Source organism: Pseudomonas sp. KH_021 (assembly GCF_057838865.1).
The window spans coordinates 4572795-4598361 of sequence record NZ_CM174477.1; the positions used below are offsets into that span (position 1 = coordinate 4572795).

Here is a 25567-nt window from a genome sequence, read left to right on the forward strand (position 1 = left end):
TGCCATCGCGACCAAGGTCTGCTCCTACAGGGGCTTGGACATCAGGATCAGTGAAAGACCGGCAAACCCGATGGGCTCGCCCCGACTGCGGTAGCCCAGTCGGCGATAGAACGCCAGCCCCGTTGCGGTACAGTAGAGCGATGCACTCTGGCAACCAGCCTGCGCCAGACTCGCTTCCAGGTCATTCATCAGGGCCCGTCCTACGCCACGGCGAAAGCATTCCGGTTGCACGTAACACATACAAATCTGGCCATCGGGCATGGCCATGCCCACGGCCACCGGCTTGCCTTCCAGTAGCCCCAGCCGCAAGTGCAACTGCTGGTCCGCCGCCCATTGTTCGATGTCGTCGACCGACTGATTGCGCATCCAGGCCTCGACCGTGGCGGGGTCGTTGCGATGGTCGATGGCGCAACCGGTTCGGATCGAGCGTTCGAGAATTCGACTGATAATGCCCACATCGGCAGGGCTGGCCGGGCAGACTTGAATCGGGATTTCCATATCTCGCTACCTCATTCAAGGGTTCGAATTGCCCTTTCGGACGATACGAACCCTACGCCGAGGATGTGCTTAAGGCGACCGGTTGGCCGTTACATTTCTTGTACCGGCGTGGCTCGCAGCGGCATCTGTAACTGCACCCGCAAACCGTCGCCGCGACTGTCGAACTCAAGGGTACAGCCGCAGCGCTGGACAATGGCCTGGACGATCGCAAGGCCCAGTCCGCAGCCACTGCTCTGGCTCTTGCGCCAGAAGCGCTGGGTCAGGTGTTGCAAGTCTTCAGCGGCAATGCCTGGGCCATGGTCACGCACTTCGAAACACACGCCTTCGCCTTGAGCCTGCACGTGCAGTTCTACCTGGGTGTCGACGGCCGTGTGACGCAGTGCGTTGTCGAGCAGATTGCGCAGCGCAGCGATAGCGAGGGTTGCCGGCATGTCCAGGCTCAAGCTTGCGGTCAGAGTGTCGAGCTGCAAGTGAATACGTTCGCGGTCTCCAGGGCTGGCATCCTGAATGGCCAGGCGTGCGACTTGCCCGGCATTGCACAAAGCACCGTCATCAAATGACAGACTGCCCTCCACGCGCGCCAGCAGCAGCAACTGCTCCAGGGTGCGGTGCAAGCGATCGGCACCCTCCTCGGCGTTCGCCAGGGCCTGCTCGCGGGGAGCGCCGTGGGTCATGCGGGCCACCTGCAGGTGTGTCTTGATGGCGGTCAACGGGCTGCGCAGTTCATGGGCGGCGTCCCCAGTCAGGCGCCGCTCGCGCTCGATGGTGCGGCCAATACGCAAAAACAGCTGGTTCTGGGTTTCCAGCAAGGGCTGCAACTCGCTGGGCAAGGCCCGCACTTGCAGCGGCTCCAAAGAGTCGGGGCTGCGCCTGCGCAAGGCATCACGCATGCGATTGAGCGGCGCCAGGCCCTTGCCAACACCCAACCACAACAGCCCGAGCGTGCCCAGCAATGCCATCAGTACAGGCGCGGAGGCGGCCAGTAAAATAGAACGATTGAGTGCCTCGCGCTCCTCATGTCGGTCAGCGGTGGTAATGCGCACATCACCCCGAGCGAAGGTGAAGCTACGCCAGCGCGAACCATCGATCATCTGGTCGTGGAAACCACTGTGCTGGTCGTCCAGTGGCTGGTCGTTGTTATGGCTGCGGGCGAGGATCTCACCACGCATGGAGCTGACCTGGCAAGCCATGCCATCGGGAATGCTCAATTGATCGGCGCTAAAACGTGCTACCTCACCCTGGCTAGCCAAGGGTTGGGGCAACTGGTCAATAAGGCCGGCGACCATTCGAGCCGACGCCACCAGCCGCTGGTCGAGAGAAAACATCATTTGCTGGCGCAGGTCGCGCAACATCCAGGCGGCCGCCAATGCCCAGATCACCACGAAGGCTGTGCCCAGGATCAGGCTCAATCGCAAGCGCAGGCTCATCGCTCGGCCAGCCCTGGCGCGTGCGCCGGCCCCAGGCGGTAACCCAGGCCACGGACCGTCTCGACGATGCCATTGCCCAGTTTGCGGCGCAGGTGATGGATGTGAACATTCAGGGCGTTGCTTTCGACTTCATCGCCAAAACCGTAGACGCTGTCTTTGAGTTGCTCGCTGGACAGCACCCGGCCGCGGCTTTGCAAGAGCGCTTCGAGCAAGGCCTGCTCACGCCGGGACAAGTCCACCGGAGTGCCTTGCAGAAACGCTTCGCGACTGCTGGGATCGAAGCTTAGCGGGCCGTGCTCGATCAAGTTGACGCAGCGCCCCGCTACTCGCCGCAACAAGGTGTGCAGGCGGGCGCTGAGTTCGCGCAGATCAAAGGGTTTGAGCAGGTAATCATCCGCCCCGGCCTGCAAGCCATCGACTCGATCAGTGACGCTGTCGCGCGCTGTCAGGATCAGCACCGGCAGGCTCTGGCCTTCCTGGCGCAAGCGTTGCAGCAGTTTCAGGCCATCTTCGTCTGGCAGCCCCAAATCCAGTACCAACACATCGAAATGGGCGGCCTGAAGCATGGCACGGGCGGCGCTGGCAGTGGCCACCCGGTCGACCGTTGCCCCTTGGGCGGACAGGCCGGCGACGATGCCGCTGGCAATCAACTCGTCGTCTTCGCAAAGCAATACGTGCATGATCGGGCTCGATTAAAGGGCTCCAGCAGACCAGAGCGGGATTAAGGCGTGATTATGCCGCGAATCGGCTGTACTGAAGGTTCAGACCGACAGAAGTGCCCTTAATGGCGAATTAATCTAGCCCGGCCATCCTCTGACGCTCTGGCTCTCTTATACCCGCAAGGATCCCCGCTTGATGCTGACACTGAACCTCGGCCCCTTCACCCTCGCGCTTCACCACCTGCTTTTGCTGCTGGCGCTGGGTATCGCCTCGCTAGTGGGTTGGCGGATGGCACGACGCGGTGGCGAAAACCCTGAGTCGACGTTGTTTTATCTGTTCCTGCTGGGGTTCGCGGCCGCGCGTGCGGGTTTTGTGCTGCGCTACTGGCCGCAATACCAGGATGACCCCTTGCAGATGATCGACATCCGCGACGGTGGCTTCCTGGCCAGTGCCGGCATCTGCGCCGTGATCATCGGCGCGCTCTGGCAAGGCTGGCGTCGCCCGTTGCTGCGTCGTCCATTGGGATGGGGTGTGGCCAGCGGGCTGCTGTTCTGGGCCCTTGCCAGTTTTTCGAGCCAGCTTTATGAGCGCGGCACACGCTTGCCCGACATCAGCCTCTTGAACGCAGCCGGGCAGGAGGTGCCGTTATCGCAGTACAGCGGCAGGCCGCTGGTGATCAACCTGTGGGCGACCTGGTGCCCACCGTGCCGCAGGGAGATGCCGGTGTTGCAGCAAGCCCGCAAGGAGCGACCGGACGTGACCTTTCTGTTCGTCAACCAGGGCGAGTCGCCCCAAAGCGTCAGCACCTTCATGACCACCGCCGGGCTCGACCTGGGCCATGTGCTGTTCGACGGCAGCGGCCAGCTCGGTCGCCTGGTCGGCTCGTCGGCATTGCCCACTACACTCTTCTACACCGCCGATGGTCGCCTACTGGGCAGCCATCTGGGCGAACTTTCGCGCGCCAGCCTTGCGCGTGCGCTCGAAGCCTTCGAGCCCACCCAGGACGACGCTGTCACCGCTGTCAGGAGCAATCCATGAAACCTGTGATTCACCTCATGCTCGGCGCTGCCCTGCTTAACGCTCCCCTGCTGTTCGCCCAAGAACTACCAGCCCCCATCAAGGCCATCGAAGACAAGGGGGTTCGCATCCTTGGCAACTTTGATGCCCCGAGCGGCCTAAAGGGGTACGCCGGCCAATACCAGGGGCGCGCGCTGGCGCTGTACCTCACGGCCGACGGCCAGCATGTGTTGATCGGCACCCTGCTAGATGCCAAGGGCGAAGATCTGAGCCAGGCGCCGATGGACAAGCTGGTGTACGCGCCGATGGCCAAGGAATGGTGGGGCAAGATGGAAAAATCGACCTGGATCGCCGACGGCAAGGCCGATGCACCCCGCACCATCTACCTGTTCAGCGATGCCAACTGCCCCTACTGCAATCTGTTCTGGGAACAGGCCCGGCCCTGGGTCAATTCCGGCAAGGTGCAGTTGCGGCACATCATGGTCGGCATCATTCGCGAAGACAGTGCGGCCAAGGCCGCCGCACTGTTGGCCAGCAAGAGCCCGGAGCAGGCACTGGAGCAGCACGAAAAAGCCGGTAAGGGCAGCAAGTTGAAACCCTTGAGCAAAGTGCCCGACAAAATCAGCACGCAACTGGCGGCCAACCTGGCGTTGATGGAAGAAATGGGGCAATCGGCAACCCCCTCGATTTTTTACCTCGACAAAGACGGCAAGCTCCAGCAACAGCAAGGTGCGCCGCAACCGGAAATGCTGGGACAGATTCTTGGCCCGCGGTGACGAAGTTTACTCCGGCGCCGCGACGCCCATGACCGTAATGCGATAGGGGCTGAAAATCCTCACCAAGTCTCCGTTGATACGCAAACGCTCCATCAACTCATTGAATTGCGAGCCACTGATGGGTGCGTCGGGACGAAGCAAGGCGAAATGGTGATAGACCTGATCAATACGCTCGGAAGCCTGCAAGTGCTCGGCACTGGCGGGGTTTCGGGCGAGAAAGTCACTGAGGTAGGAACGAGTCACCAGGGCGATGTCGGCCCGCTTGCGCTCCACCATCGCCAGGTTGCTGTCATGGGAGTAGGTCAAGGTGGCATTGAACTGATGAGCGAGGTAGGCAGGGTCCGAGTTGAAGTGGGCGAAGGCATAGTGGTAGCCACTGAACAAGGCCAGGCGCTTGTCGCCCAATTCATCGAAATAAGCCTGGTCACTGGCCTCACGGCTGCGAGCGACGAAGATTTCGGCATCTTCCAGACCCATATCGACGGTGACATGAGGGATGTCCTGCCATCCCCACTGGGGATTTTCGAACACAGCCATATCGATTCGCCCCTGCTTGAAATCGCCAAATCGCCGAGGGATCGAGGTGGGCACCCTCACAAAGTGATAGGTGCTCTGAGCTTCATTCAAGGCCGCCAGCAGGTGTGGCAACAAACCGCTATCAACTCCCTGTTCGGGACGCACAGAGTATGGCGGGAAATGAACGGCACCGACCCGGACCTCGATCTGTGACCATGCCTGCCCCGCCAACACCACGGTTACGCACATCAGCAGGGTGCGCAATGTCCTGTGGCTTGCTTTGGAACTCAAGACGCAACACCCCGGACAACCCATTGGATCCATCTAAGCTAGGCGCTTTTGCGCCGTCAAACAACTCCATCACTGGCTTGTCAGCCTTCCTTGAGCACCAGCTTGAGCGCCTCTTCAGCCAACTGTTCAAGCGTCAGCGGGCCGTCTTTATGAAACCAGGTGGTGGTCCAAGACAGCGCACCGGTCAGAAAACGCCGGGCAATCAGCAGATCGCCCTTGAGTAGCCCTGCGGCCTGCGCCTGGGCCAATACCGCCAGCCATTGCTGCTCATACCCATCACGCAACGCCAGTACCTGTAACTGCCCTTCCTGAGACAAGGATCGCCACTCATACACCAGCACGGCCATGGCCTCACCGCTGGTACCCAGAATCGAGCGCAGTTCGCATCGGATCAATGCCAGGACCCGCTGGCGCACATCCTCGATACCCTCAAGGCAGGCCTGCATCAAGGCCAGGTGATAAACCAGCGCCTGTTCCATGACCGCGCGCAAGATCTCGTCCTTGCTCTTGTAATGGTGAAACAGGCTGCCGGATTGAATACCCATGGTGCTGGCCAGCTCGCGAACAGTGGTACGCTCGAAACCCTTGGTGCGAAACAGGTGAGTCGCGGTGTGCAGCAATTTGCCACGGGCACTCTGCGGGTCGGCCATGCGACCTTGCTCAATCAATGCTTGCAGGACCTGCAAGGCTCGCTGTTCGTCCACATCACTCTCCTTCAAACGTGCCTTGCGTGCGCTCGCACGCTATAAATAGGGACGTAGGGCGCGCAATGTATGCCCGCTGCGACCGCCAGGCAAGCGCCTGGCCCTGAGGCCATGAAACGGAGCCCGCTATGACGCATTGGCTGGTCATCGACCTGGAAGCCACCACCGACGAAGGTGGCTGGCCGGTTGAGGAAATGGAAATCATCGAGATAGGCGCCTCCCTGGTCAATCGCGAAGGGCGCGAACTGGATCATTTCCAACGATTTGTCCGCCCCCTGAGGCGACCTTGCCTGACACCCTTTTGCCGACAACTGACGCATATCAGCCAAGGCAATGTCGATTCGGCGGCGCCCATTACCGAAGTCTGGCCGCAATTCGAGCGCTGGCTGAGCCATCATCGCCACAAGCTGGCCGGCTGGGTCAGCTGGGGTGATTACGACCGCAAGCAACTGCTGCTTGAATGGCAGCGTCATCAATTGCACAGCCTGCTGGCTGATACGCCTCATATCAATCTCAAGCAGCGCTTTGCCAAGGTACGCAAGCTGGAGCGCCCTACCGGGCTTAACGGCGCCCTGCACCTGGCAGGCCTGCAATTTACCGGTCAACAGCACCGAGCGCTTGAGGATGCACGCAACACCGCACGTCTGTTGCCGCTGACGCTGCCGGTCTAGAGGCTTCGAAAGCAAGTGACGGCGCGGTATGCCTTGGGCATACTGGCCAGCCTTTTTAGCCCCTTTTTTCGTGGAGTCGCCTATGTTCAAAGTCAACGAGTACTTCGACGGCACCGTCAAGTCGATCGCATTCGGCACTGCCGAAGGTCCGGCAACCGTCGGCGTGATGGCTGCGGGCGAATACGAGTTTGGTACCGCTCAGCGCGAAATCATGCACGTCGTTTCTGGCGCCCTGACCGTCAAGCTGCCGGACAGTGAAGAGTGGGAAACATTCAAGGCGGGTGATAAGTTCAACGTGCCGGCCAATGCCAAGTTCCAGCTCAAGGTCGCTATCGACACCGCCTACCTGTGCGAATACCGCGACTGATCCAGCCTACCCTCTTGCACTTCGCAAGAGGGTTCAGCCCGATCGGGCCTGTGATGACGGCGCATTGAACTGCAGTGCCGCCAACCGCGCATACAGTGGGCTTTGCACCAGCAACTGCTGATGCGTCCCCACTGCCACCAGTTTTCCTTCCTCGATCACCGCAATCCGATCCGCATTCTGTACGGTTGCCAGCCGATGAGCGATCACCAACGTCGTGCGTCCGGCCATCAGGGTAGGCAAGGCTTCTTGGATCAAGTGTTCACTTTGCGCATCCAGCGCACTGGTGGCTTCATCCAACAGCAGGATCGGTGCGTCCACCAGCAATGCCCGGGCAATCGCCAGGCGCTGACGCTGGCCGCCAGACAGCCCCAGGCCTGACTCACCCAGGGGTGTGTCATAGCCTTGTGGCAACTGCACGATAAAATCATGGGCATGGGCGATCCGAGCGGCAGCCTCGACCTGCTCAAAACTAACGTCGTCACGACCGTAGCGTATGTTCTGCTCCACGCTGCCAAAGAACAGCGCAGGCGTTTGCGCCACCCAAGCAAATTGGCGCCGCAGATCATGGGGGTCGAGCTCGGTCAATGGCACGCCATCGATCAAAATCCGCCCCTGCTGCGGGTCATAAAAACGCAGCAGCAGGTCGAACAGCGTCGACTTGCCTGCGCCCGAGGGCCCAACCAGCGCCAGTGTTTCACCTGGCTTCACGGTCAGGCTCAAGCCCTGGATTGCCCACTGATCCGGGCGTGAGGGGTAGGCAAAAGTCACCCCTTCAAGCGCCAGAGCGCCGCTAACCCGCACTGGCAAGGTTTTCAAGCCGTCATCAGGAGCCAATATTTCGCTGCGTGACTGCAGCAGCTCGCCGATGCGCTGAGCGGCACCCGCGGCACGTTGCAACTCGCCGATGACTTCGCTGAGGGTGCCAAAAGCACTGCCGACAATCAGGCTGTAGAACACGAAAGCCACCAGCTCTCCCTCGGAAATACGCCCGGCAATAACATCCATGCCCCCGACCCAGAGCATGACGCCCACCGCGCCGAGCACCAGCACGATAACCAGTGTAATCAACCAGGCCCGCTGGACAATGCGCTGGCACGCCGTGATAAATGCCGCCTCCACGGTACCCGTAAAGCGCTGGCGATCGCTGGCCTGATGGTTGTAGGCCTGCACCGTCTTGATCTGCCCCAGGGTTTCGGCGACGTAGCTGCCCACGTCAGCGATCCGGTCCTGGCTTTGTCGCGACAAACTACGCACCCGCCGGCCAAACACCAGGATGGGCACCAGCACCAACGGCAGCGCTACCACCACAATGCTGGTGAGCTTTGGATTGGTCACGAACAGCAGCACGATACCGCCGATCACCATTAGGCCATTGCGCAAAAACAACGACAAAGAAGAGCCAATCACCGATTGCAGCAGTGTCGTGTCGGCAGTCAACCGCGACTGAATTTCAGAAGCGCGGTTGTGCTCATAAAAACCGGGATGCAACTCGATCAGGTGATCGAACACCTGGCGGCGAATATCGGCCACACAACGCTCGCCGATCCAGGACACCAGGTAGAAACGCACAAAGGTCCCGACAGCCAGGGCCAGCACCAGTACCAGAAAGATAAGGATCGATCGGTTGAGTAATTGCGGCGACTGAGTCATGAAGCCCTGGTCAACCAGCAACTTGATACCCTGCCCCATCGACAGGGTGATGGCCGCCGTCAACACCAGTGCAAGCAAGGCTGCTATCGACTGGAGCCGGTAGGGGCGAATAAAGCGCCAGCTCAAACGCAGGGCCTGGCGCTGATGTGCAGATAAAAAATTGAAGATCATGGACCGAGCCGCATTCGAAGTCTGAAGGCCAGCCTACACTCGACAAGCGGTCGCCGCGAGGGAACTCTTGCACCCAGCCGGTATCTGCTCGGTATGCATGTTCCGGTCGATGGCTAGACCGTTTCGGTCTAATTGGAAGCTGGCAGATTATTCGAGATTCTGGTGGACTGACGTAGCCGCAAATGTTTCATGACGGGTGTCACAACGCAGTCATCTGGCGGCTCTAGTCTGAGCTTATAACCTGATGAGGAGACAGGCCATGGGCTTGCAAAACAGTACCGAAAACAGCAAAAAAGTCCCACCCAATCCGCAGCAAAAGCCGTGCGGCTCGATCATTGATGCACAAGGACATGAGGTGGAAATCACCCCGGATATGATTCGCAAGGCCTGCGAGGATCTGGAAAAACAGGTGGTCACGCCGGCTGACAAAAAATAAGCGACAACCCAGTTACGAGTGAACGGCGGGGGCGCTCTTAAATCACTTCACCGGTAAATGAGGGTGTTTACCTAAAAGTGATTACTCCCGCCCAACAAAAAGCCTGGCGTTCACCAGGCTTTCGATGGGGGAACATAAATCCCGTTATGGGTAACGCGGCCTAGCCTTCAACCCCGGGCTTACGCTTGCCCAGCACATAACAACATTTGGTCGCTTGCCCCGGCGGCCGATCGTCCACTGGCACTATTGCTATCAGTGTCCAGCCATCGTTTACTTTCTCTTTGACTTCGGCCACGTCGAACACCTCCAGCACCTCGCCCACTTCGTGCAGCTGCATGGTCGTACCCTCGGTTGGGTGGAAGGCTTCAGCGTAGCATGCGGGTCAGTGGCGGTCGGTATTGCGCGCTCTGGGCGAGCCCGGCCAGGGCGGCCATCTGCGGGCTGGTAAAGCCCACGTCTTTTTTGCGGCGTGACCGTTCGTCAGCCGTGGTCGTCAGCTGACGACCCTACACCCCAACGCTTGCACCAACTGCACCAACTGCGGCGCCTCTCCCTCTATCCGCACCTGCAAGCCGTCGATCTCGCGACGAATCGGATAATGCTTGCGCAGGGCGTCGAAATCGGCTTTTTGCAACGCCGGATCTTCACTCAGGCTGCGGCGGAAGTCGGCGTCGTCCCGGCGCGGGTCGTACACGCTGCGACATAGCATCGCCAAGGCCCAGGCGGGGTCACAATCGGCACTCAGGGTCATTTGCGCAAGCCATGGCCGTGGCAGTACATCGGACAGCTGCAGCGTGGGTGTCTCACCCCGCCAGGCGCAGTAGGCCGCATAGATCTGCGCCGTACCACGCTGTTTGCCCTCCAGGCTGTAGCCGGCGATGTGCGGCGTGGCCAGCACGCAGAGTTCGGCCAAGGCCAGGTCCACCAACGGTTCTTCTTCCCAGACATCCAGGACCGCCTGCACATCCACGCGATCAAGCAACAATTCACGCAAGGCGTTGTTGTCCACTACCGGGCCACGGCTGGCATTGATCAGCCAGCAGTTGGTCTTGAGCCTGGCCAGCGCGTCAGCACCCAGCAGGTGCCAGGTCGGGGCCTCACCGCCGCTGAGCAACGGCGTGTGCAGGCTGATGACATCGCACTGCTCGATGATTTGCTCCAGGCTAACGTAGTCACCGCCCTCCTGAGCCGCGCGTGGCGGATCGCAAACCAGCACGCGCCACCCCAGAGCCCGCATGACAGTAATCACGCGCCCACCCACCTCACCGGCGCCCACAATCCCATAGGTGCGCTGGGCAAGGTCCACGCCTTCCAGTTCCGAAAGGGTCAACAAGCTGCCCAGTACATAATCAACCACGCCACGCGCGTTGCAGCCCGGAGCATTGGACCAGCGGATACCCGCTTCATCGAAGTAGGCGAGATCCAGGTGGTCGGTGCCGATGGTGCAGGTGCCGACAAACTTCACCCGGCTGCCTTCAAGCAACGCTCGGTCAACCTGAGTAACAGAGCGCACCAACAACAGATCGGCGTCCTGTACGGCAGCGCGGTCAATGGCGCGTCCTGGATAGCGGCGGACCTCACCGACACCGGCAAAAAAGGCATCGATCAGGGGGATATTTTCGTCAGCAACGATCAGCATGGCGGGCTCCTTTGAAGGCCAGCAGTGTAGGCGCTTCGCCCGGAGCGTTCCAGATCGGCATAAAGCAAAGCGTGCAAAAACGCATCCATAAAAAAACCCGGCCTAGGCCGGGTTTTTTTGATCACTCACCAATTACTTGGCTTGTGCTTCCACTTGAGCTTCTACGCGGCGGTTAACAGCGCGGCCAGCGTCAGTTGCGTTGTCAGCAACTGGACGGCTCTCGCCATAACCTACCGAGCTTACACGGCCCGACTCAACACCGTATTGGTTGGTCAGAACCTGCTTGACGGCGGTAGCACGACGGTCGGACAGCTTCTGGTTGTAAGCGTCAGTACCGACGGAGTCAGTGTGACCTTCAACAACGGTGGTGGTGGATGGGTACTGCTTCATGAAGTCAGCCAGGTTCTTGATGTCGCCGTAGCTGTTTGGCTTGACAACCGACTTGTCGAAGTCGAATTTCACGTCCAGTTCAACACGAACAACTTCAGCGACCGCTGGGCAGCCATCAGCGTCAACGGTAACGTTGGCTGGGGTGTCAGGGCACTTGTCAACGTTGTCGCAAACACCGTCGTTGTCGCTGTCGGAGCAGACTTCAGCGACTGGAGCAGGAGCGGCTTCAACTTTTTTGGAGCCACCGCCGAAGTTCACACCAACGCCGACGCTTGGCGCCCACTCGGTGTCGCCTTGGTCGATGTTGTATTGGGCTTCAACACCCGCACGGGCGTAGAAGTTTTCGGTGAAATACAGCTTGGCACCGCCGCCCAGGTTGGCGAAGGTGGAACCGTTACGGCCATTACGGCCAGTCTGGCCGATGCTCTGGTCAGAGAAACCTGCCGAGACGTATGGACGCAGCATGTCGCCTGGGGCGTTGAAGTGGTACAGAGCGTCCAGGGCAGTGTTGGAGCCCTTGATGTTCTTGCCATCTTCGCCACGAGCGTTGTGAACTTCGTCGTAACCCAGACGCAGTTCAACGTCGTCAGTCAGGAAGTAACCTACCGAGCCACCGAACAGGTTGCCGTTGTTTTTGAAGTCACGCTGGCTATCGAACATCTCTTTCTTAGCGAAGCCTTCGATTTCAACAGCGCCTTGGCCTTGTGCCAATGCGCCGAACGAAGAGACGGCAATAAGAGAACCAATGGCCAAGCCCAAGGTGTTTTTCAATTTCATCCGTTAAATCCCCATCTGGTGATTGTTAAGCAGTCCCGCGTACAAGGGGGACAACTCGTCGGCAAGTCTAGCAGAACCCACCGACACGTTAGAGATATTTGCTCCTACTTAAGTTTCGGAAATACTCGCAAATTTCTCACGTAGCTTGTCGAGCGCACGCTTGTAGCGCATTTTAGTCGCGCTCAAGCCCATGTGCATGATGTCGGCGATCTCCTGAAACTCCAGTTCTGCGACGAAACGCAGCACAAGAATTTCACGGTCAATCGGATTTACATGCACAAGCCATCGATCAAGTCCACCCTTCTCTTCCGGTTTCGGCGCCTTCTCTTCAGAGGCCTCTTCCAACGGATCTAGACTCAGGGCATCCATCAATCGTCGCTTGCGTCGCTCCTTGCGGTACTGGGTGATACATTCGTTGTAGGTAATGCTGTAGAGCCAGGTTTTGAACTTGGATTTACCTTCGAAGTTCTTCAGGCCGTACAGCACCTTCAACATCACCTCCTGACAGACATCATCAGCATCCCGATCGTTCCCTAAGTAACGTGCACACACGTTAAATAGAGTCCGTTGGTAGCGACGCATGAGTTCCTCATACGCCCGCGTGACATGAAACAGCTCCTCATGCGAACGCGCCACCAACTCCTCGTCAGTGAGCTCGCGGGGGTCGTAACGCATGGACAGCGAATGAACTCTATTCAAATCAAGTCTGGCCGACAGTCAGGTCAGTTTCCGGTAAGCCCGAGCTCGGGCTTTTTCGCGGCGGCATACGTTACAGTATTTTTGGGGTCAGCGGCTACTTACGCGCTGCTCCAACAGTATCCGATTGGACAAAGACACTAATTCGCCATCATCTGTCAACAAGGTCGTCTTTACGGTTCCGATCTCTTCGATCTGGCCCTCGACCTCCCCTATCTGGACGTTCTGGCCGACTTGATACAATTCGCGCACATAAATGCCAGCCAGAATCTGGCCAGCAATTTCGCGACTGCCCAGGCCCATTGCCAACGCAACGGCCAGACCAACGGTAATCAATCCGATCACGATAACGTGGTTCAACAGGTCGGTTTTCACCTCGAGCTGGCTGATGGCCACCGAGATACTGATGATGATCACCAGCCACTGGGCAATACGACCAAGCCCTGCGGAATAATCCAACCCGACGCCTTCAGAAGCACCCCGCACCAGGCCATTGACCAGTTGCGCAAGGAACACACCGACCAACAGCACCAAGGCCGCGCCAAAGACTTTGGGGAGGTACAACGCCAGCATGTCGAGGGTGGCCGAAACTCGCTGCAGCCCCAGCGACTCAGCCGCCGAGACGAGAAAGACCAGCAGGACAAACCAGTAGACTATCTTGCCGATCAAGGTCGAGATCGGCACCTTGATGCCCACTCGCCCCATCAACTTGGTCAGGCCAGTGCCACCCATCAAGCGGTCAAGACCAAACTTGGCCAACAACTTGGACAACAACGTATCGAGCAACTTGGCCACGACAAAGCCAAGTAGCACGACGACCAGTGCGCCAAACAGGTTGGGAATGAAATACGCGACTTTGGTCCACATGGCGGTCATGGCCGAAGCCAGGCTCTGGGTCCAGAGATTAAATTCCATATTCAGTCAGCCTTATCCGCATTACGGGCAGAAATACTACGACGTGACACCGGCGCAACATGCGCCGAGCCATTGTTGACGGCGATCATGAAGGCCTGCAACCAGCGCCCCAGCAAACTGAACAGATCACCCGCGCCCACCTGGCGGTTGGCGGTTTTCAGGACACGGCCCAAGCAAGCATCGTCGTCGCGGCTGGACGACGAAGCCTTGAGCATGTCCCGCAAGGATTCTTCAAACGGATCGTGCATAGGCACCTCGCGCAATGTCTGTCAAAGACGTGGTGGATTCCATATGGGTCACATCTCTGACACTTGCGAACATGTCACAAACCTTCATGATTGCGGCTTCAGACCCACCGCAAGCGGCGAAATAGCCAATATTGGCCGGCGGCGACAGCCACCATCATCAACGACGCGACCAGGAAGCCATAAGGGCTGTCAGCGCCCGGGATCCCGCCAACGTTGATGCCCAGTAGCCCCGTCAGAAAGCTCATCGGCAAAAAGATTCCGGTGACGATACTAAATCGATACATGGTGCGGTTCATGCGCTCGTTCAGGCGTCGATCTTCACTTTCAAGGACCAGCGAAACACGCTCGCGGGTCAACTCCAGCTCCTCCAGATAGCGAGTCAGGCTGTTGTTGAGCTCGTTCCAGTAGTCCGCATCATCTTCGACAAACCATGGCCATTTGTTACGTGCCAGTTGGGCATAAATCTCCCGCTGCGGCGCCAGAAACCGCCGCAACCCGGCCGCACGCCGGCGCATCTGTACGACGCTACCCTGCTCGGGAGTATACCGCTCGTCGGAATCAAGCTTATCTTCCTCGTTATCCACCGCTTCAGACAGATCGCCGACCAGTGCCTGCACCTTTTCGGTGAGGTTTTGAGCCAGGTAAAGCAGCAATTCAGAGGAGGTTTTCGGCCCTCGCCCTGTCGCCAACTGCTCGATCAGCTCGTCGGTGGCACGCAGTGGCCGCAAGCGCAATGAAATGACTCGCTGGGCCTGGGCGAAGATTCGGACCGAAACCATGTCTTCAGGTTCCGCTCCGGGATTGAGGTTGACGCCGCGCAAAAACAGCAACATTTCGGCGTCCGGCAATGGCAGCAGGCGTGGCCTGGTGTTCTCTTCGAGCAACAGGTCGCAAACAAATTCGTTCAGGCCGCTGTCTTTGCGAAGCCAGGTCTGGGTCTGCGGGTGACTGCGATCCCAGTGCAGCCAGAGGCTTTCGCATGGCTGCAAGACCAACTCATCGAGCTCGGTTCTGGCAATCGAACGGGCACTCCCCTTGCCATCCAGTACCAGGGCATGAACCAGCCCCCACTGCGCGTTTTCTTCCTCGAACATCCTTTCTCCGCAGGCAGGTTTAAGGCGCTTACTCAGGCATTTTCAGCGGGCTTGGCGAGATGATGACGCCGTTGTTATCGGCGTATAGGTATTCGCCCGGCCGGAAGGTGACACCGGCAAAGCTCACATTGACGTTCAGATCGCCAATACCGCGCTTGTCGGTCTTCATCGGGTGACTGGCCAAGGCTTGCACACCCAAGTCTGTCTGGGCGATAGCGTCCACGTCACGAATGCAGCCGTAGATCACCATGCCTTCCCAACCGTTTTTCGCGGCTTTCTCAGCGATCATGTCGCCCAGCAGTGCCCGGCGCAGCGAGCCTCCGCCGTCCACTACCAGCACCTTGCCCTTGCCATCGAGTTCGGCTTGCTCTTTTACCAGCGAGTTGTCTTCGAAGCATTTGACGGTGACGATCTGCCCTCCAAAGGAGTCGCGGCCACCAAAGTTGCTGAACATAGGTTCAAGCACCTGCACCAGTTCCGGGTAGGCATCGCAGAGGTCGGGCGTGAGGTAGTGCATGGAAGAACTCCTGTCAGCTGTTGGATTCGCAATTTCACTGAGCGTAACGTAGGGCAACTGCTTCGCTTTAGTCATCAGGCTACACATCGATGCCGATGCGGTCACCCTCGTATGCAACTTTATAGAGTGTCAGGCCATGACAACCTCCCTGCAATGGCTGACCTGAAGGCAATTGAAATTCGATGCCGTGGCGCTGGCAGCGCAGGATGCCATGATTCAGGGTGGCACTGTGCAGGGGGGCGCCCTGGTGTGGGCAGCGGTTTTCCAGCAACACCGGTTGGTTATCCATCACCAAGAGCAGCAATGGGCGCCCGGCCACTTGAAACGTGTTGCGATAACCTTCTTGCAGATTAATCAGACGCTCGAGGGCAACGAACATGGGCTCACTCACAAACAGAAAATGACCAAAACCTCTTCATCCGTCACATCCTAGCCGTATCTGATTCCTTATGAAACTAGACGCTTACAGCCATCGGTGGGGTCTGCGGTAAAAGAGGCGTGTGTTGATCCTTGAGCCAACGTTCGACCAGAGGCCACACTTCCACTTGCGCCGGTTTACTCACCAGCATTTCCACATGGCCAAAATTATTACTGAAGCCTTCATCGTGTCCCAGGCATACGAACTGCCGGCATTCAGAGCCCACCTGATCGTACAGCTTGCGGCACGCCCAGGCCGGGTCTTGATGATCGCCTGCCGCGCTGACCGCCAACAGCGGCACATTGACCTCGGCGAGCCCCGTCCACCAGTCTCGGTCGGCATCCTTGAAACGACCGAACAAGCCGTGCCAGCGCAGGCTTTCCAGCGCCAGGCCAATGGGCTCGTCCTCCGGACCACGCTTGAGCCTTGAGCCTGAGATGTGTGCAAAACGCTTGAGCAATAAACGGCCGCTCCACTCCACGGGTGGAAACTTCAACGGCCAGTAAGTACGACTGACCTGGCTGCCAAACAGCGCAGCGCTGGCGACCCGATCAGCCTGCAGGTAGTGTCCGCCCAGCGCGGCCGCCAAGGTAATGCCACCCAGCGAATGGCCAACCCAGTGCGGCGCCTGGCCGCTTTGCTCGCAGACAAAGGCTGCTATGGCCGGTAAATCGTAACGGGCGTAGTCGGCAACGCGATTCTTGCGATAGTCGCGATTGCGCGCAGACAAGCCATGACCGCGCATTTCTGGAATCCACACATCGAAGCCAGCCCGGGCCAGGTAAGCCCCAAGCCCAATGCCTCGCGGTGAATACCAGAAGCGTCGATTGGAAAAACTGCCGTGCAGCAGAACGACCGGCACCCCACTTTTCTGCGCCTGATCGGCCATGCCCAATCGGGTCACGGCCAATTCCACGCTCGGGTCCGGGCTATTGCCTGCCTTGAGGCGATACACGTCTTCGCTCAAATCGCCGCATCGCTCGGCGCTGAGCAAGGCGACCGGAAAAAGATCACTACTGCTTTGCATAATCTTCTTGCACAAAAAAGGGCGAAACCATCACTGGCACGCCCTGTTCAAACCATTGAAGCGGCAACTCGCCTTATCGACGAGCCGCTGCTTCACATTAGGTCTTAGATGGCATCCTGGCCTTCGGCAAGGAAGAACCAGGTTTCCAGGACCGAGTCAGGGTTCAGCGAGACGCTTTCAATGCCCTGCTCCATCAGCCACTTGGCCAGATCGGGGTGGTCCGACGGGCCCTGGCCGCAGATGCCGATGTACTTGCCGGCCTTGTTGCACGCCTGGATGGCATTGGCCAGCAGCTTCTTGACTGCAGGGTTACGCTCATCGAACAGGTGGGCAATGATCCCCGAGTCGCGGTCCAGGCCCAGGGTCAACTGGGTCAGGTCGTTGGAGCCGATGGAGAACCCGTCGAAGTATTCCAGGAATTCTTCGGCAAGGATGGCGTTGGACGGCAATTCGCACATCATGATCACGCGCAGGCCGTTGACGCCACGGCCCAGGCCGTTTTCGGCCAGCAGGTCGACGACCTGGCTCGCTTCACCCAGGGTGCGTACGAACGGCACCATGATCTCGACGTTGGTCAGGCCCATCTCGTTGCGCACGCGCTTGAGGGCGCGGCACTCGAGTTCGAAGCAATCGCGGAACGATTCGCTGATGTAACGCGAAGCACCACGGAAGCCCAGCATCGGGTTTTCTTCTTCTGGCTCGTAGAGCTTGCCGCCGATCAGGTTCGCGTACTCGTTGGACTTGAAGTCCGACAGGCGCACGATGACCTTTTTCGGCCAGAACGCTGCCGCCAGGGTGCTGATACCTTCGACCAGTTTCTCGACGTAGAAGTCGACTGGGTCGTTATAGCCGGCAATGCGCTTGTCGACGCTTTCTTTGAGCTCAGCCGGCAGGCCTGCATAGTTCAGCAGTGCCTTGGGGTGCACGCCGATCATGCGGTTGATGATGAATTCCAGACGCGCCAGGCCCACACCAGCGTTCGGCAATTGGGCGAAGTCGAAGGCGCGATCGGGGTTACCGACGTTCATCATGATCTTGAACGGCAGGTCCGGCATGGCATCAACGGAGTTCTTGCGGATATCGAAGCCCAGCTCACCTTCGAAGATGAAGCCGGTATCGCCTTCGGCGCAGGAAACGGTCACGCCCTGGCCATCCTTGAGCAGTTGGGTGGCGTTGCCACAACCCACCACCGCCGGGATGCCCAGCTCACGAGCGATGATCGCCGCGTGGCAGGTACGGCCGCCACGGTTGGTGACGATGGCGCTGGCGCGCTTCATGACCGGTTCCCAGTCCGGGTCGGTCATGTCGGATACCAGCACGTCGCCCGGCTGGACTTTGTCCATTTCCGAGACGTCCTTGATGATCCGTACCTTGCCGGCGCCGATGCGCTGGCCGATGGCACGACCTTCCACCAGCACGGTGCCGGTTTCCTGGAGCAGGTAACGCTCCATGACGTTGGCCTGGGCGCGGCTCTTCACGGTTTCAGGACGGGCCTGGACGATGTACAGCTTGTTGTCGTCGCCATCTTTGGCCCATTCGATGTCCATCGGGCACTTGTAGTGCTTCTCGATGATCATCGCCTGCTTGGCCAGCTCGCTGACTTCAGCGTCGCTGAGGCAGAAACGGGTACGGTCAGCCTTGTCGACATCGACGGTCTTGACCGAACGACCGGCCTTGGCCTCGTCGCCGTAGATCATCTTGATGGCCTTGCTGCCCAGGTTGCGACGCAGGATCGCTGGTCGACCGGCTTCCAGGGTGCCCTTGTGGACATAGAATTCGTCCGGGTTCACCGCGCCTTGCACGACGGTTTCACCCAGGCCGTAGGCGCCGGTGATGAAGACCACGTCACGGAAGCCCGATTCGGTATCCAGGGTGAACATCACGCCCGCGGTGCCGGTTTCCGAACGCACCATGCGCTGCACGCCGGCAGACAGGGCCACCAGCTTGTGGTCGAAGCCCTGGTGGACACGGTAGGAAATGGCGCGGTCGTTGAACAGGGAAGCGAAGACTTCCTTGGCGGCGCGAATGACGTTCTCGACGCCACGGATGTTCAGGAAGGTTTCTTGCTGGCCGGCGAAGGAAGCGTCCGGCAAGTCTTCGGCGGTGGCCGAGGAACGCACGGCGACGGCCATGTCCGGGTTGCCAGCCGACAGGGCGGCGAAGGCGGTGCGAATTTCAGCGTTAAGACGTTCAGGGAACTCGGCTTCCATGATCCACTGACGGATCTGGGCGCCGGTCTTGGCCAAGGCATTGACGTCTTCGACATCCAGCGCGTCAAGCGCGGCATGGATCTGGGCGTTCAGTCCGCTTTGCTCGAGAAAATCACGATAGGCCTGAGCCGTAGTGGCAAAGCCACCGGGAACCGAGACACCGGCGCCGGCAAGGTTACTGATCATCTCGCCCAGGGATGCGTTCTTGCCCCCCACGTGCTCCACATCATGGACGCCGAGCTTATCGAGGGAAACTACGTACTCTACCAAGGTGATCTCTCCACTAACTGTGTTGGAAAAGCTCAGGACGCTTGAGGCTCCGAAGGGGAGACGCTCCTAGCGATTTGTGGCCTGGACCCGGAAAATAAGTGAGAATGCTGGCCATTCAAGGCCGGCAAATCGGGCCTATCATATCCAAGATTCGTCACCAGCTTAAGGCCCAAGGCGCAAATGAAACGAACTGCCTTCTTTATTTCTGACGGCACCGGCATCACTGCCGAGGCGCTGGGACAGAGTCTACTGGCCCAATTCGAAACCATTACCTTCAACAAGTTCACGCGACCGTACATTGATAACGTGGAAAAAGCGCGCGCAATGGTACAACAAATCAACGCCGCGGCAGAAAAAGATGGCGTAAGGCCAATCATCTTCGACACCATCGTCGATCAGGACATCCGCGAGATCCTGGCGACGTCCAACGGCTTTATGATCGATATCTTCTCGACCTTCCTGGCACCGCTTGAGCAGGAGCTGACCTCACACTCGTCCTATTCGGTCGGCAAATCCCACTCGATAGGCAGCAACTCCAACTACATGGAGCGTATCGAAGCGGTTAACTTTGCCTTGGACAACGACGACGGCGCACGCACCCATTATTACGACAAGGCCGATTTGATCCTGGTCGGTGTGTCGCGCTGCGGCAAGACACCCACCTGCCTGTACATGGCCATGCAGTTCGGTATTCGGGCGGCCAACTACCCGCTGACCGAGGACGACATGGAGCGCCTGCAACTTCCACCCGCCCTGCGCGCCCACAAACACAAGCTGTTCGGCCTGACCATCGACCCTGATCGCCTGACCGCGATTCGCCACGAACGCAAGCCTAACAGCCGCTACGCAAGCTTCGCCCAGTGCGAGTTCGAAGTGCGAGAGGTGGAGAACCTGTTCCGTCGCGAGAACATTCCCAATATCAACTCCACGCATTTTTCGGTGGAAGAGATTTCGGCGAAGATTCTGGTGGAGAAAGGCGTCGAGCGACGCCTGAAGTAAAAAGCTTCGCGGGCAAGCCCACTCCCACAGTTAAAGCGCAGCACTGTGGGAGTGGGCTTGCCCGCGAATAAATCCGCTGCCGATTCGCCAGACAAACAAAAACGCCCCGAATTCGGGGCGTTTTTGCGTTTACCTCACATTCAGAGCGTCGATTGCCCACTCAGCGCCAGGTCCACCAACTCACGGTTGGCGACCGCATACATGGCGTAGTCAGTGCCCACTGCGGCTCGCAGCTCGTCAAGCATGGCACGCCAGCGCACGACCATGGTCTTGTGCTGCGCTATCCACAACTGCACCCGCGCATCCATATCTTCGGGTGCGTCGTTCATTTGCAGTACGGAGATGGTGATCGCCCGTTGCTGCAGATCAATATCGTCGCGGAAAGCTTCGCGGGCCAGGGCCTGCCAGTTGTTTTCCACCGACAGGTTGCTGATTTCCTGCAGGTACCAGGTCAAGTCCAGCGCGCTGCCCACGGCGAAGAACGCCTTGGCCACTTGCGCCGGCTCCTGTCCGGTCACATCTGAAGCTTCGATGATCGGCAGCAGGGTGTACAGGTGGGTGGTACCGGCCACCATGCGTGCCAGCAGTTCCGGCACACCGGCCTGGACAAAGCCCTGGTAACGGGTTTGCCAACGCTCGCGGGTCGGCCCTTCGAGCAGTTCGTCGAGTTTCAGGCCCAGGGCTGCGATCTTCGGCCCGAAATGCGCCACGTCACGCCCGGCGTCCTGTTCGTTACGGCGGCTGCGCAGGAACCAACGGGTAGCGCGGCGACCCAGGCGCATCAGCTCATCCATCAGGGTCAGCTGGATGTCGGCCGGTACTTGATAGTCCAACGCCTCGATCTGACGGAACCAGTGCGGCAGGTGGAAGATATCCCGCACGATCACATAGGCGCCTGCGACGTTCGCCGGGCTCATGCCCGTGGACTCCTTGAGCCGCTGCACGAAGGTGATGCCCATGTTATTGACCAGATCGTTGGCAATCTGGGTGCTGACGATTTCACGCTTGAGGCGATGGCGACGCATGGAGGTGGCGAACTTGCTGACCAGCGACGGCGGGAACGCGGTCTCCATGTCGCGGGTCAGGTAATCGTCATCCGGCACCCGCGACTTGAGCAGCGCTTCCTTGAGGTCGATCTTGCTGTAGGAAATCAACACCGACAGTTCAGGGCGGGTCAGGCCATGGCTATTGGCCAGGCGCTCGGTCAGCTGCTCTTCCGATGGCAAGAACTCGATGGCTCGGTCCAGCTTGCCGCGGGCCTCCAGATCAGCCATCAGGCGCTTGTATTCGGCAATCCGCTCGTAGGCACGGCGGGCAGCCAGGGACAACGCCTGAGTCTGCTTGTAGTTGTTACCCAGCACCAGGTTGCCCACTTCGTCGGTCATGCTGCCCAGCAACAGGTTCCGTTGCTTCCCGGTCATGTCGCCCGCCTGCACCACTTCATTGAGCAGGATCTTGATATTGACCTCGTGGTCGGAGCAGTCCACGCCGCCGGCGTTGTCGATGAAGTCGGTGTTGGAGCCACCTCCGTTGAGGCCGAATTCGACGCGCCCCAATTGGGTCATCCCCAGGTTGCCGCCCTCGCCCACCACTTTGCAGCGCAGTTCATTGCCGTTCACGCGCAGCGCGTCGTTGGCCTTGTCGCCGACATCGGCATGGCTTTCGCTACTGGCCTTGACGTAGGTGCCGATACCGCCATTCCAGAGCAGGTCCACCGGGGCCTTGAGCAAAGCATTGAGCAGCTCGGTCGGGGTTAGCTTGTCAGCGATGATGGCGAAGCGTTCTTGCATCTGCGGGCTGATGGCGATGGATTTGGCACTGCGCGAGAAGATCCCACCGCCGGCGGACATGATGCTGGTGTCATAGTCGCTCCAGGCCGAGCGCGGCAGATCAAACAGGCGCTGGCGCTCAGCGAAGCTGCTGGCGGGGTCCGGGTTGGGGTCGACAAAGATGTGCAGGTGGTTGAAGGCCGCCACCAGTTGCAGCTTGTCGGACATCAGCAAGCCATTACCAAACACGTCGCCGGCCATGTCACCGACGCCGATCACGCTGATGGGGTCTTGCTGGACGTTGATGCCCCGCTCGCGGAAGTGACGCTGAACGCCAACCCAGGCGCCACGGGCAGTGATGCCCATTTTCTTGTGGTCGTAACCGGCCGAACCACCGGAGGCGAACGCATCACCCAGCCAGAAGCCGTAGTCGATGGCGATGCCGTTAGCGATGTCGGAGAAGGTCGCGGTGCCCTTGTCCGCCGCCACGACCAGGTACGGGTCGTCCTCGTCATGACGCACCACGTTGGCCGGTGGCACTACACCGCCGTCCTTGAGGTTGTCGGTGATGTCCAGCAGGCCGCTGATGAAGATCCGGTAGCACGCGATGCCTTCGGCCTGGATATCGTCGCGGCTGCCGCCCAACGGCAGGCGACGCGGCAGGAAGCCGCCTTTGGCACCAACCGGCACAATGACCGAGTTCTTCACTTGTTGGGCTTTGACCAGGCCCAGCACCTCGGTGCGGAAGTCTTCTTCGCGATCGGACCAGCGCAAGCCGCCACGGGCGACGTTGCCAAAGCGCAGGTGTACACCTTCGACCCGCGGCGAATAAACGAAAATCTCGAATTTGGGTACCGGCTTGGGCAGCTCGGGGATCAGCTTGGGGTTGAACTTGAAGCTGAAGTAGGACTTGTTGTGGCCGTTGGCGTCGGTCTGGTAGAAGTTGGTTCGCAGGGTGGCCTTGATCAGGTCCAGGTAGCGACGCAGGATGCGGTCTTCGTTGAGCACCTGGACGTCGTCCAGAGCCGACAAAATGGCTTGTTCCAGGCGCAGCTGCTTGTCGTCCAGGTCTTCGTCGGAGAGCTTGCGCGCCAGATAGAAACGGGTCTTGAACAGCCGGGTCAGTTCGCGGGCGATGTCAGTGTGGTTATTCAGGGTACTGGCGATATAGCCCAGGTCGAAGCCCAGGCGGATCTGCTTCAGATAGCGCGCATAGGCACGCAGCAGCGCCACGTCGCGCCAAGGCAGGCCGGCGGTGAGCACGAGGCGGTTGAAGGCGTCGTTCTCGGCATCACCCTGCACGATGTGCACGAACGCATCCTGCAGGGTGTCGTTGAGCTGCTGGATATCAAGATTCAAACCTTCGCTGTAGGTGAAGGCGAAGTCATGGATCCAGAACTCGCGGCCGCTACTGTGACGCAGGCGATACGGGAATTCGCCCAGCACACGCAGGCCGAGGTTTTCCAGAATCGGCAGCACATCGGACAGTGCCAGCGGCGTGTCGGCATGGTAGAGCTTGCAGTGCAACTGCTGGGAGCCTTGGGTCAGCGGCTGGTAGAAGCTCATGACCAGCGGTTTTTTATCCGACAGGCCAAGCAAGTGCTGCATGTCTACCACGGCCGAGTGGGCGGCAAAACGCTCACGGTAGCCGGCCGGGAAGCCTTTCGGGAAATCGGCCAGGACGTTGGTGCCCTGGGCTTCGCCGAAGTTTTCCACGGTCAGGGTGGCGTAGTCGTCCTGCCACGAACGGCAGGCCTGGATGACTTCGTTTTCCAGCTGGACCGGGTCGATCTCAATGCGGTTTTTCGGGTCGACACGCAGAATCAGTTGCACCCGCGCCAGGACCGATTCAGAGAAAAAGGTCCAGAACTCGCAGTCGCTGGCCTTCAGGCGTTCCATCAGCACGTGCTGGATCTTCTGCCGCACTTCGGTGGAATAGATGTCACGTGGCACGTAGGCCAGGCAATAGCAGAAGCGACCGTAAGGGTCCTTGCGCAGGAACACGCGAATCTTGTTGCGTTCCTGGATCTGCACGATGGACATCACGGTGCTGAACAGCTCATCGACCGGCGTCTGGAACAGATCGTCGCGTGGCAGTACTTCCAGCACCTGGGCCAGTTCCTTGCCCAGGTGCGCCTTGGCGTCGAAACCGGAACGGCGCTCGACTTCGGCAACCTTGCGGCGAATGTACGGAATCAGCCGCACACTCTCGCCGTACACCGAGGAGGTGTAGAGGCCCATGAACCGGCATTCCTTGACCACTTTGCCGTCAGCGTCGATCTGGCGGATCGAGACGAAGTCCGGGTAGGCCGGGCGATGCACTCGGCTTGGGTGAGCCGCCTTGGCGAAAGACAGCAGCAACGGCTCGTTCAAGTAATTGACGGCATAGTCTTCGATGCGCAGGTCGTCAGGCTTGAGGCCTGCGCGCAGCAGCTTGGTCAGGCCCAGGAACGATTGCTCGTCGTAGGCCAGGTTGCCACCGGTGGCATCGCTGCTGACCACGAATTCCTCGTAGCCCAGGAAGGTGAAGTGGTTACCCAGCATCCACTCCAAAAACCCCTTCACTTCAGTTTTTTCGTCGGCGTCGATAGCGAACGAGGTCTGATCGACCAGTGCCAGCAGATCGCGGACCTTGGCTTTCATCGGTTCGAAGTCGGCCACCGCCACTCGCACTTCCGCCAGCACCTGATCCAGCTCGCGGGCCAGCAAGTTCAGTTCGGCAGGATTGGCGCAGCGGTCGATCTCCAGGAACATCAACGACTCTTGCAGAATACCTTCGCCCTGGGTGCCCTTGGGCAATATTTCCAGCAGCTCGCCCTGGCTGCCTCGGCGCACGCTCAGAACGGTGGTTTGCAGCGTATGGATGCTATAGCCACGGCGGTTCAGTTCGGTGCGCACCGAATCCACCAGAAACGGCAAGTCATGGTGCAATACTTCGACCGCGGTGTGGGTCGACTGCCAGCCATGACGCTCATAGTCGGGGTTGAAAACGCGAACCTGGGGCTGGGCGTGGTTGAAGCGCTCCAGCAGGCGCCAGGCCGACAGGGTGCAACCGGCCAGGTCGGAGAGCCGACGCATGGTCAGCTCATCCATGGAAATGATGCCGAAGAATTGCTCGGCGAACAGCGCCACTTGTGGCAGTGCCTGTTCACTGATGTGCTGCGCCAGGGCCGCTTGCAGTTGATGCTGGAAGTCGGCTTTGCTGGCTGCGGTGAAGAACGCCATCTGTGGTACTCCGCTAGGGCTTTGTTGTTGAGTGAAGCGTCGCGCGTAATCTTCTGCCGGCCTAAACATTAGTCGAGCCACCGGCATTCGCCACGAGCTTACCCAGTGCCAGCCCGCCCTTGCTTGCGGTGCTGCGACATATTCGGTCATTGAGGAGTTGCAATTGGCCAGCCCTGCGCCAAGCCGCGG

24 protein-coding genes are annotated in these 25567 nt (G+C 59.4%); 6 read left to right on the forward strand and 18 right to left on the reverse strand.

What is annotated here, in order from left to right; genetic code table 11:
- Nucleotides 1-24: 24 nt before the first annotated feature.
- The 3 genes from AC3IX4_RS21075 to AC3IX4_RS21085 all read right to left on the reverse strand — a co-directional run bounded on the left by AC3IX4_RS21075 (nucleotide 25) and on the right by AC3IX4_RS21085 (nucleotide 2605).
- The gene (locus AC3IX4_RS21075) at nucleotides 25-498 is read right to left on the reverse strand and encodes a GNAT family N-acetyltransferase (protein WP_489257319.1); all 474 of its coding nucleotides are present in this window, start codon (nucleotides 496-498) and stop codon (nucleotides 25-27) included.
- Nucleotides 499-587: 89 nt separating this feature from the next.
- Nucleotides 588-1925 (reverse strand): ATP-binding protein, encoded by a 1338-nt coding sequence (locus tag AC3IX4_RS21080; RefSeq protein ID WP_489257320.1) that lies wholly within the window; start codon nucleotides 1923-1925, stop codon nucleotides 588-590.
- Complete coding sequence (locus AC3IX4_RS21085) at nucleotides 1922-2605, reverse strand: response regulator (protein WP_489257321.1); 684 nt, start codon at nucleotides 2603-2605, stop codon at nucleotides 1922-1924. The genes AC3IX4_RS21080 and AC3IX4_RS21085 overlap by 4 nt, the downstream gene beginning before the upstream one ends.
- 175 nt (nucleotides 2606-2780) lie before the next feature.
- Between AC3IX4_RS21085 and AC3IX4_RS21090 the strand changes: the two genes are divergently transcribed.
- Together AC3IX4_RS21090 and dsbG are read left to right on the forward strand one after the other, a co-directional pair.
- A complete protein-coding gene (locus tag AC3IX4_RS21090; protein WP_489257322.1) occupies nucleotides 2781-3623 on the forward strand; it encodes a TlpA family protein disulfide reductase in 843 nt (280 codons plus the stop codon).
- The gene (dsbG, locus tag AC3IX4_RS21095) at nucleotides 3620-4378 is read left to right on the forward strand and encodes a thiol:disulfide interchange protein DsbG (protein ID WP_489257323.1); all 759 of its coding nucleotides are present in this window, start codon (nucleotides 3620-3622) and stop codon (nucleotides 4376-4378) included. Before AC3IX4_RS21090 ends, dsbG begins: the two co-directional genes overlap by 4 nt.
- 6 nt (nucleotides 4379-4384) lie before the next feature.
- Here dsbG and AC3IX4_RS21100 read toward each other — a convergent pair whose 3' ends face one another.
- Nucleotides 4385-5143, reverse strand: coding sequence for a substrate-binding periplasmic protein (locus AC3IX4_RS21100; RefSeq protein WP_489261333.1), 759 nt, complete (start codon nucleotides 5141-5143; stop codon nucleotides 4385-4387).
- Nucleotides 5144-5265: 122 nt separating this feature from the next.
- Nucleotides 5266-5889 carry a TetR/AcrR family transcriptional regulator gene (locus AC3IX4_RS21105; protein WP_489257324.1) on the reverse strand — a complete coding sequence of 208 codons (624 nt, stop codon included), beginning with the start codon at nucleotides 5887-5889 and terminating at the stop codon, nucleotides 5266-5268.
- A 128-nt stretch (nucleotides 5890-6017) separates the two neighbouring features.
- Between AC3IX4_RS21105 and AC3IX4_RS21110 the strand changes: the two genes are divergently transcribed.
- Both AC3IX4_RS21110 and ppnP read left to right on the forward strand, forming a co-directional pair.
- Entirely contained in the window at nucleotides 6018-6560 is a 543-nt protein-coding gene (locus AC3IX4_RS21110; RefSeq protein ID WP_489257325.1) for a 3'-5' exonuclease, read from the forward strand.
- Nucleotides 6561-6642: 82 nt separating this feature from the next.
- The gene (gene ppnP, locus AC3IX4_RS21115; protein ID WP_489257326.1) at nucleotides 6643-6927 is read left to right on the forward strand and encodes a pyrimidine/purine nucleoside phosphorylase; all 285 of its coding nucleotides are present in this window, start codon (nucleotides 6643-6645) and stop codon (nucleotides 6925-6927) included.
- 33 nt (nucleotides 6928-6960) lie between these two features.
- Here ppnP and AC3IX4_RS21120 read toward each other — a convergent pair whose 3' ends face one another.
- Nucleotides 6961-8748 (reverse strand): ABC transporter transmembrane domain-containing protein, encoded by a 1788-nt coding sequence (locus tag AC3IX4_RS21120; RefSeq protein WP_489257327.1) that lies wholly within the window; start codon nucleotides 8746-8748, stop codon nucleotides 6961-6963.
- Nucleotides 8749-9007: 259 nt separating this feature from the next.
- Here AC3IX4_RS21120 and AC3IX4_RS21125 point away from each other — a divergent pair, with 259 nt between their 5' ends.
- A complete protein-coding gene (locus AC3IX4_RS21125) occupies nucleotides 9008-9184 on the forward strand; it encodes a PA1571 family protein (RefSeq protein WP_489257328.1) in 177 nt (58 codons plus the stop codon).
- Nucleotides 9185-9344: 160 nt separating this feature from the next.
- Here the strand turns inward: AC3IX4_RS21125 and AC3IX4_RS21130 are convergent, their stop codons facing one another.
- The 11 genes from AC3IX4_RS21130 to ppsA form a co-directional block, all read right to left on the reverse strand.
- A complete protein-coding gene (locus AC3IX4_RS21130; protein ID WP_489257329.1) occupies nucleotides 9345-9521 on the reverse strand; it encodes a hypothetical protein in 177 nt (58 codons plus the stop codon).
- Nucleotides 9522-9677: 156 nt separating this feature from the next.
- Nucleotides 9678-10823 carry a 4-phosphoerythronate dehydrogenase PdxB gene (pdxB, locus tag AC3IX4_RS21135; protein WP_489257330.1) on the reverse strand — a complete coding sequence of 382 codons (1146 nt, stop codon included), beginning with the start codon at nucleotides 10821-10823 and terminating at the stop codon, nucleotides 9678-9680.
- 132 nt (nucleotides 10824-10955) lie between these two features.
- Entirely contained in the window at nucleotides 10956-11990 is a 1035-nt protein-coding gene (locus tag AC3IX4_RS21140) for an OmpA family protein (protein WP_489257331.1), read from the reverse strand.
- 108 nt (nucleotides 11991-12098) lie between these two features.
- Entirely contained in the window at nucleotides 12099-12665 is a 567-nt protein-coding gene (gene sigX, locus AC3IX4_RS21145) for an RNA polymerase sigma factor SigX (RefSeq protein ID WP_489257332.1), read from the reverse strand.
- A 111-nt stretch (nucleotides 12666-12776) separates the two neighbouring features.
- A complete protein-coding gene (locus AC3IX4_RS21150) occupies nucleotides 12777-13601 on the reverse strand; it encodes a mechanosensitive ion channel family protein (protein ID WP_489257333.1) in 825 nt (274 codons plus the stop codon).
- A gap of 2 nt (nucleotides 13602-13603) precedes the next feature.
- Nucleotides 13604-13855 carry a CrfX protein gene (locus AC3IX4_RS21155; RefSeq protein ID WP_489257334.1) on the reverse strand — a complete coding sequence of 84 codons (252 nt, stop codon included), beginning with the start codon at nucleotides 13853-13855 and terminating at the stop codon, nucleotides 13604-13606.
- 92 nt (nucleotides 13856-13947) lie between these two features.
- Nucleotides 13948-14943, reverse strand: a complete 996-nt coding sequence (locus tag AC3IX4_RS21160) for a zinc transporter ZntB (RefSeq protein ID WP_489257335.1) — start codon at nucleotides 14941-14943, stop codon at nucleotides 13948-13950.
- A gap of 28 nt (nucleotides 14944-14971) precedes the next feature.
- Entirely contained in the window at nucleotides 14972-15460 is a 489-nt protein-coding gene (gene rraA, locus AC3IX4_RS21165) for a ribonuclease E activity regulator RraA (protein ID WP_489257336.1), read from the reverse strand.
- A gap of 79 nt (nucleotides 15461-15539) precedes the next feature.
- A complete protein-coding gene (locus tag AC3IX4_RS21170; RefSeq protein WP_489257337.1) occupies nucleotides 15540-15839 on the reverse strand; it encodes a Rieske (2Fe-2S) protein in 300 nt (99 codons plus the stop codon).
- A gap of 76 nt (nucleotides 15840-15915) precedes the next feature.
- Nucleotides 15916-16905 (reverse strand): alpha/beta fold hydrolase, encoded by a 990-nt coding sequence (locus AC3IX4_RS21175; RefSeq protein WP_489257338.1) that lies wholly within the window; start codon nucleotides 16903-16905, stop codon nucleotides 15916-15918.
- A 104-nt stretch (nucleotides 16906-17009) separates the two neighbouring features.
- On the reverse strand, nucleotides 17010-19385 hold the full coding sequence (ppsA, locus tag AC3IX4_RS21180) for a phosphoenolpyruvate synthase (protein WP_489257339.1): 2376 nt from the start codon (nucleotides 19383-19385) through the stop codon (nucleotides 17010-17012).
- A gap of 180 nt (nucleotides 19386-19565) precedes the next feature.
- Here ppsA and ppsR point away from each other — a divergent pair, with 180 nt between their 5' ends.
- On the forward strand, nucleotides 19566-20384 hold the full coding sequence (ppsR, locus tag AC3IX4_RS21185) for a posphoenolpyruvate synthetase regulatory kinase/phosphorylase PpsR (RefSeq protein ID WP_489257340.1): 819 nt from the start codon (nucleotides 19566-19568) through the stop codon (nucleotides 20382-20384).
- 140 nt (nucleotides 20385-20524) lie between these two features.
- Here the strand turns inward: ppsR and AC3IX4_RS21190 are convergent, their stop codons facing one another.
- Complete coding sequence (locus tag AC3IX4_RS21190) at nucleotides 20525-25378, reverse strand: NAD-glutamate dehydrogenase (protein WP_489257341.1); 4854 nt, start codon at nucleotides 25376-25378, stop codon at nucleotides 20525-20527.
- Nucleotides 25379-25567: the final 189 nt, after the last annotated feature.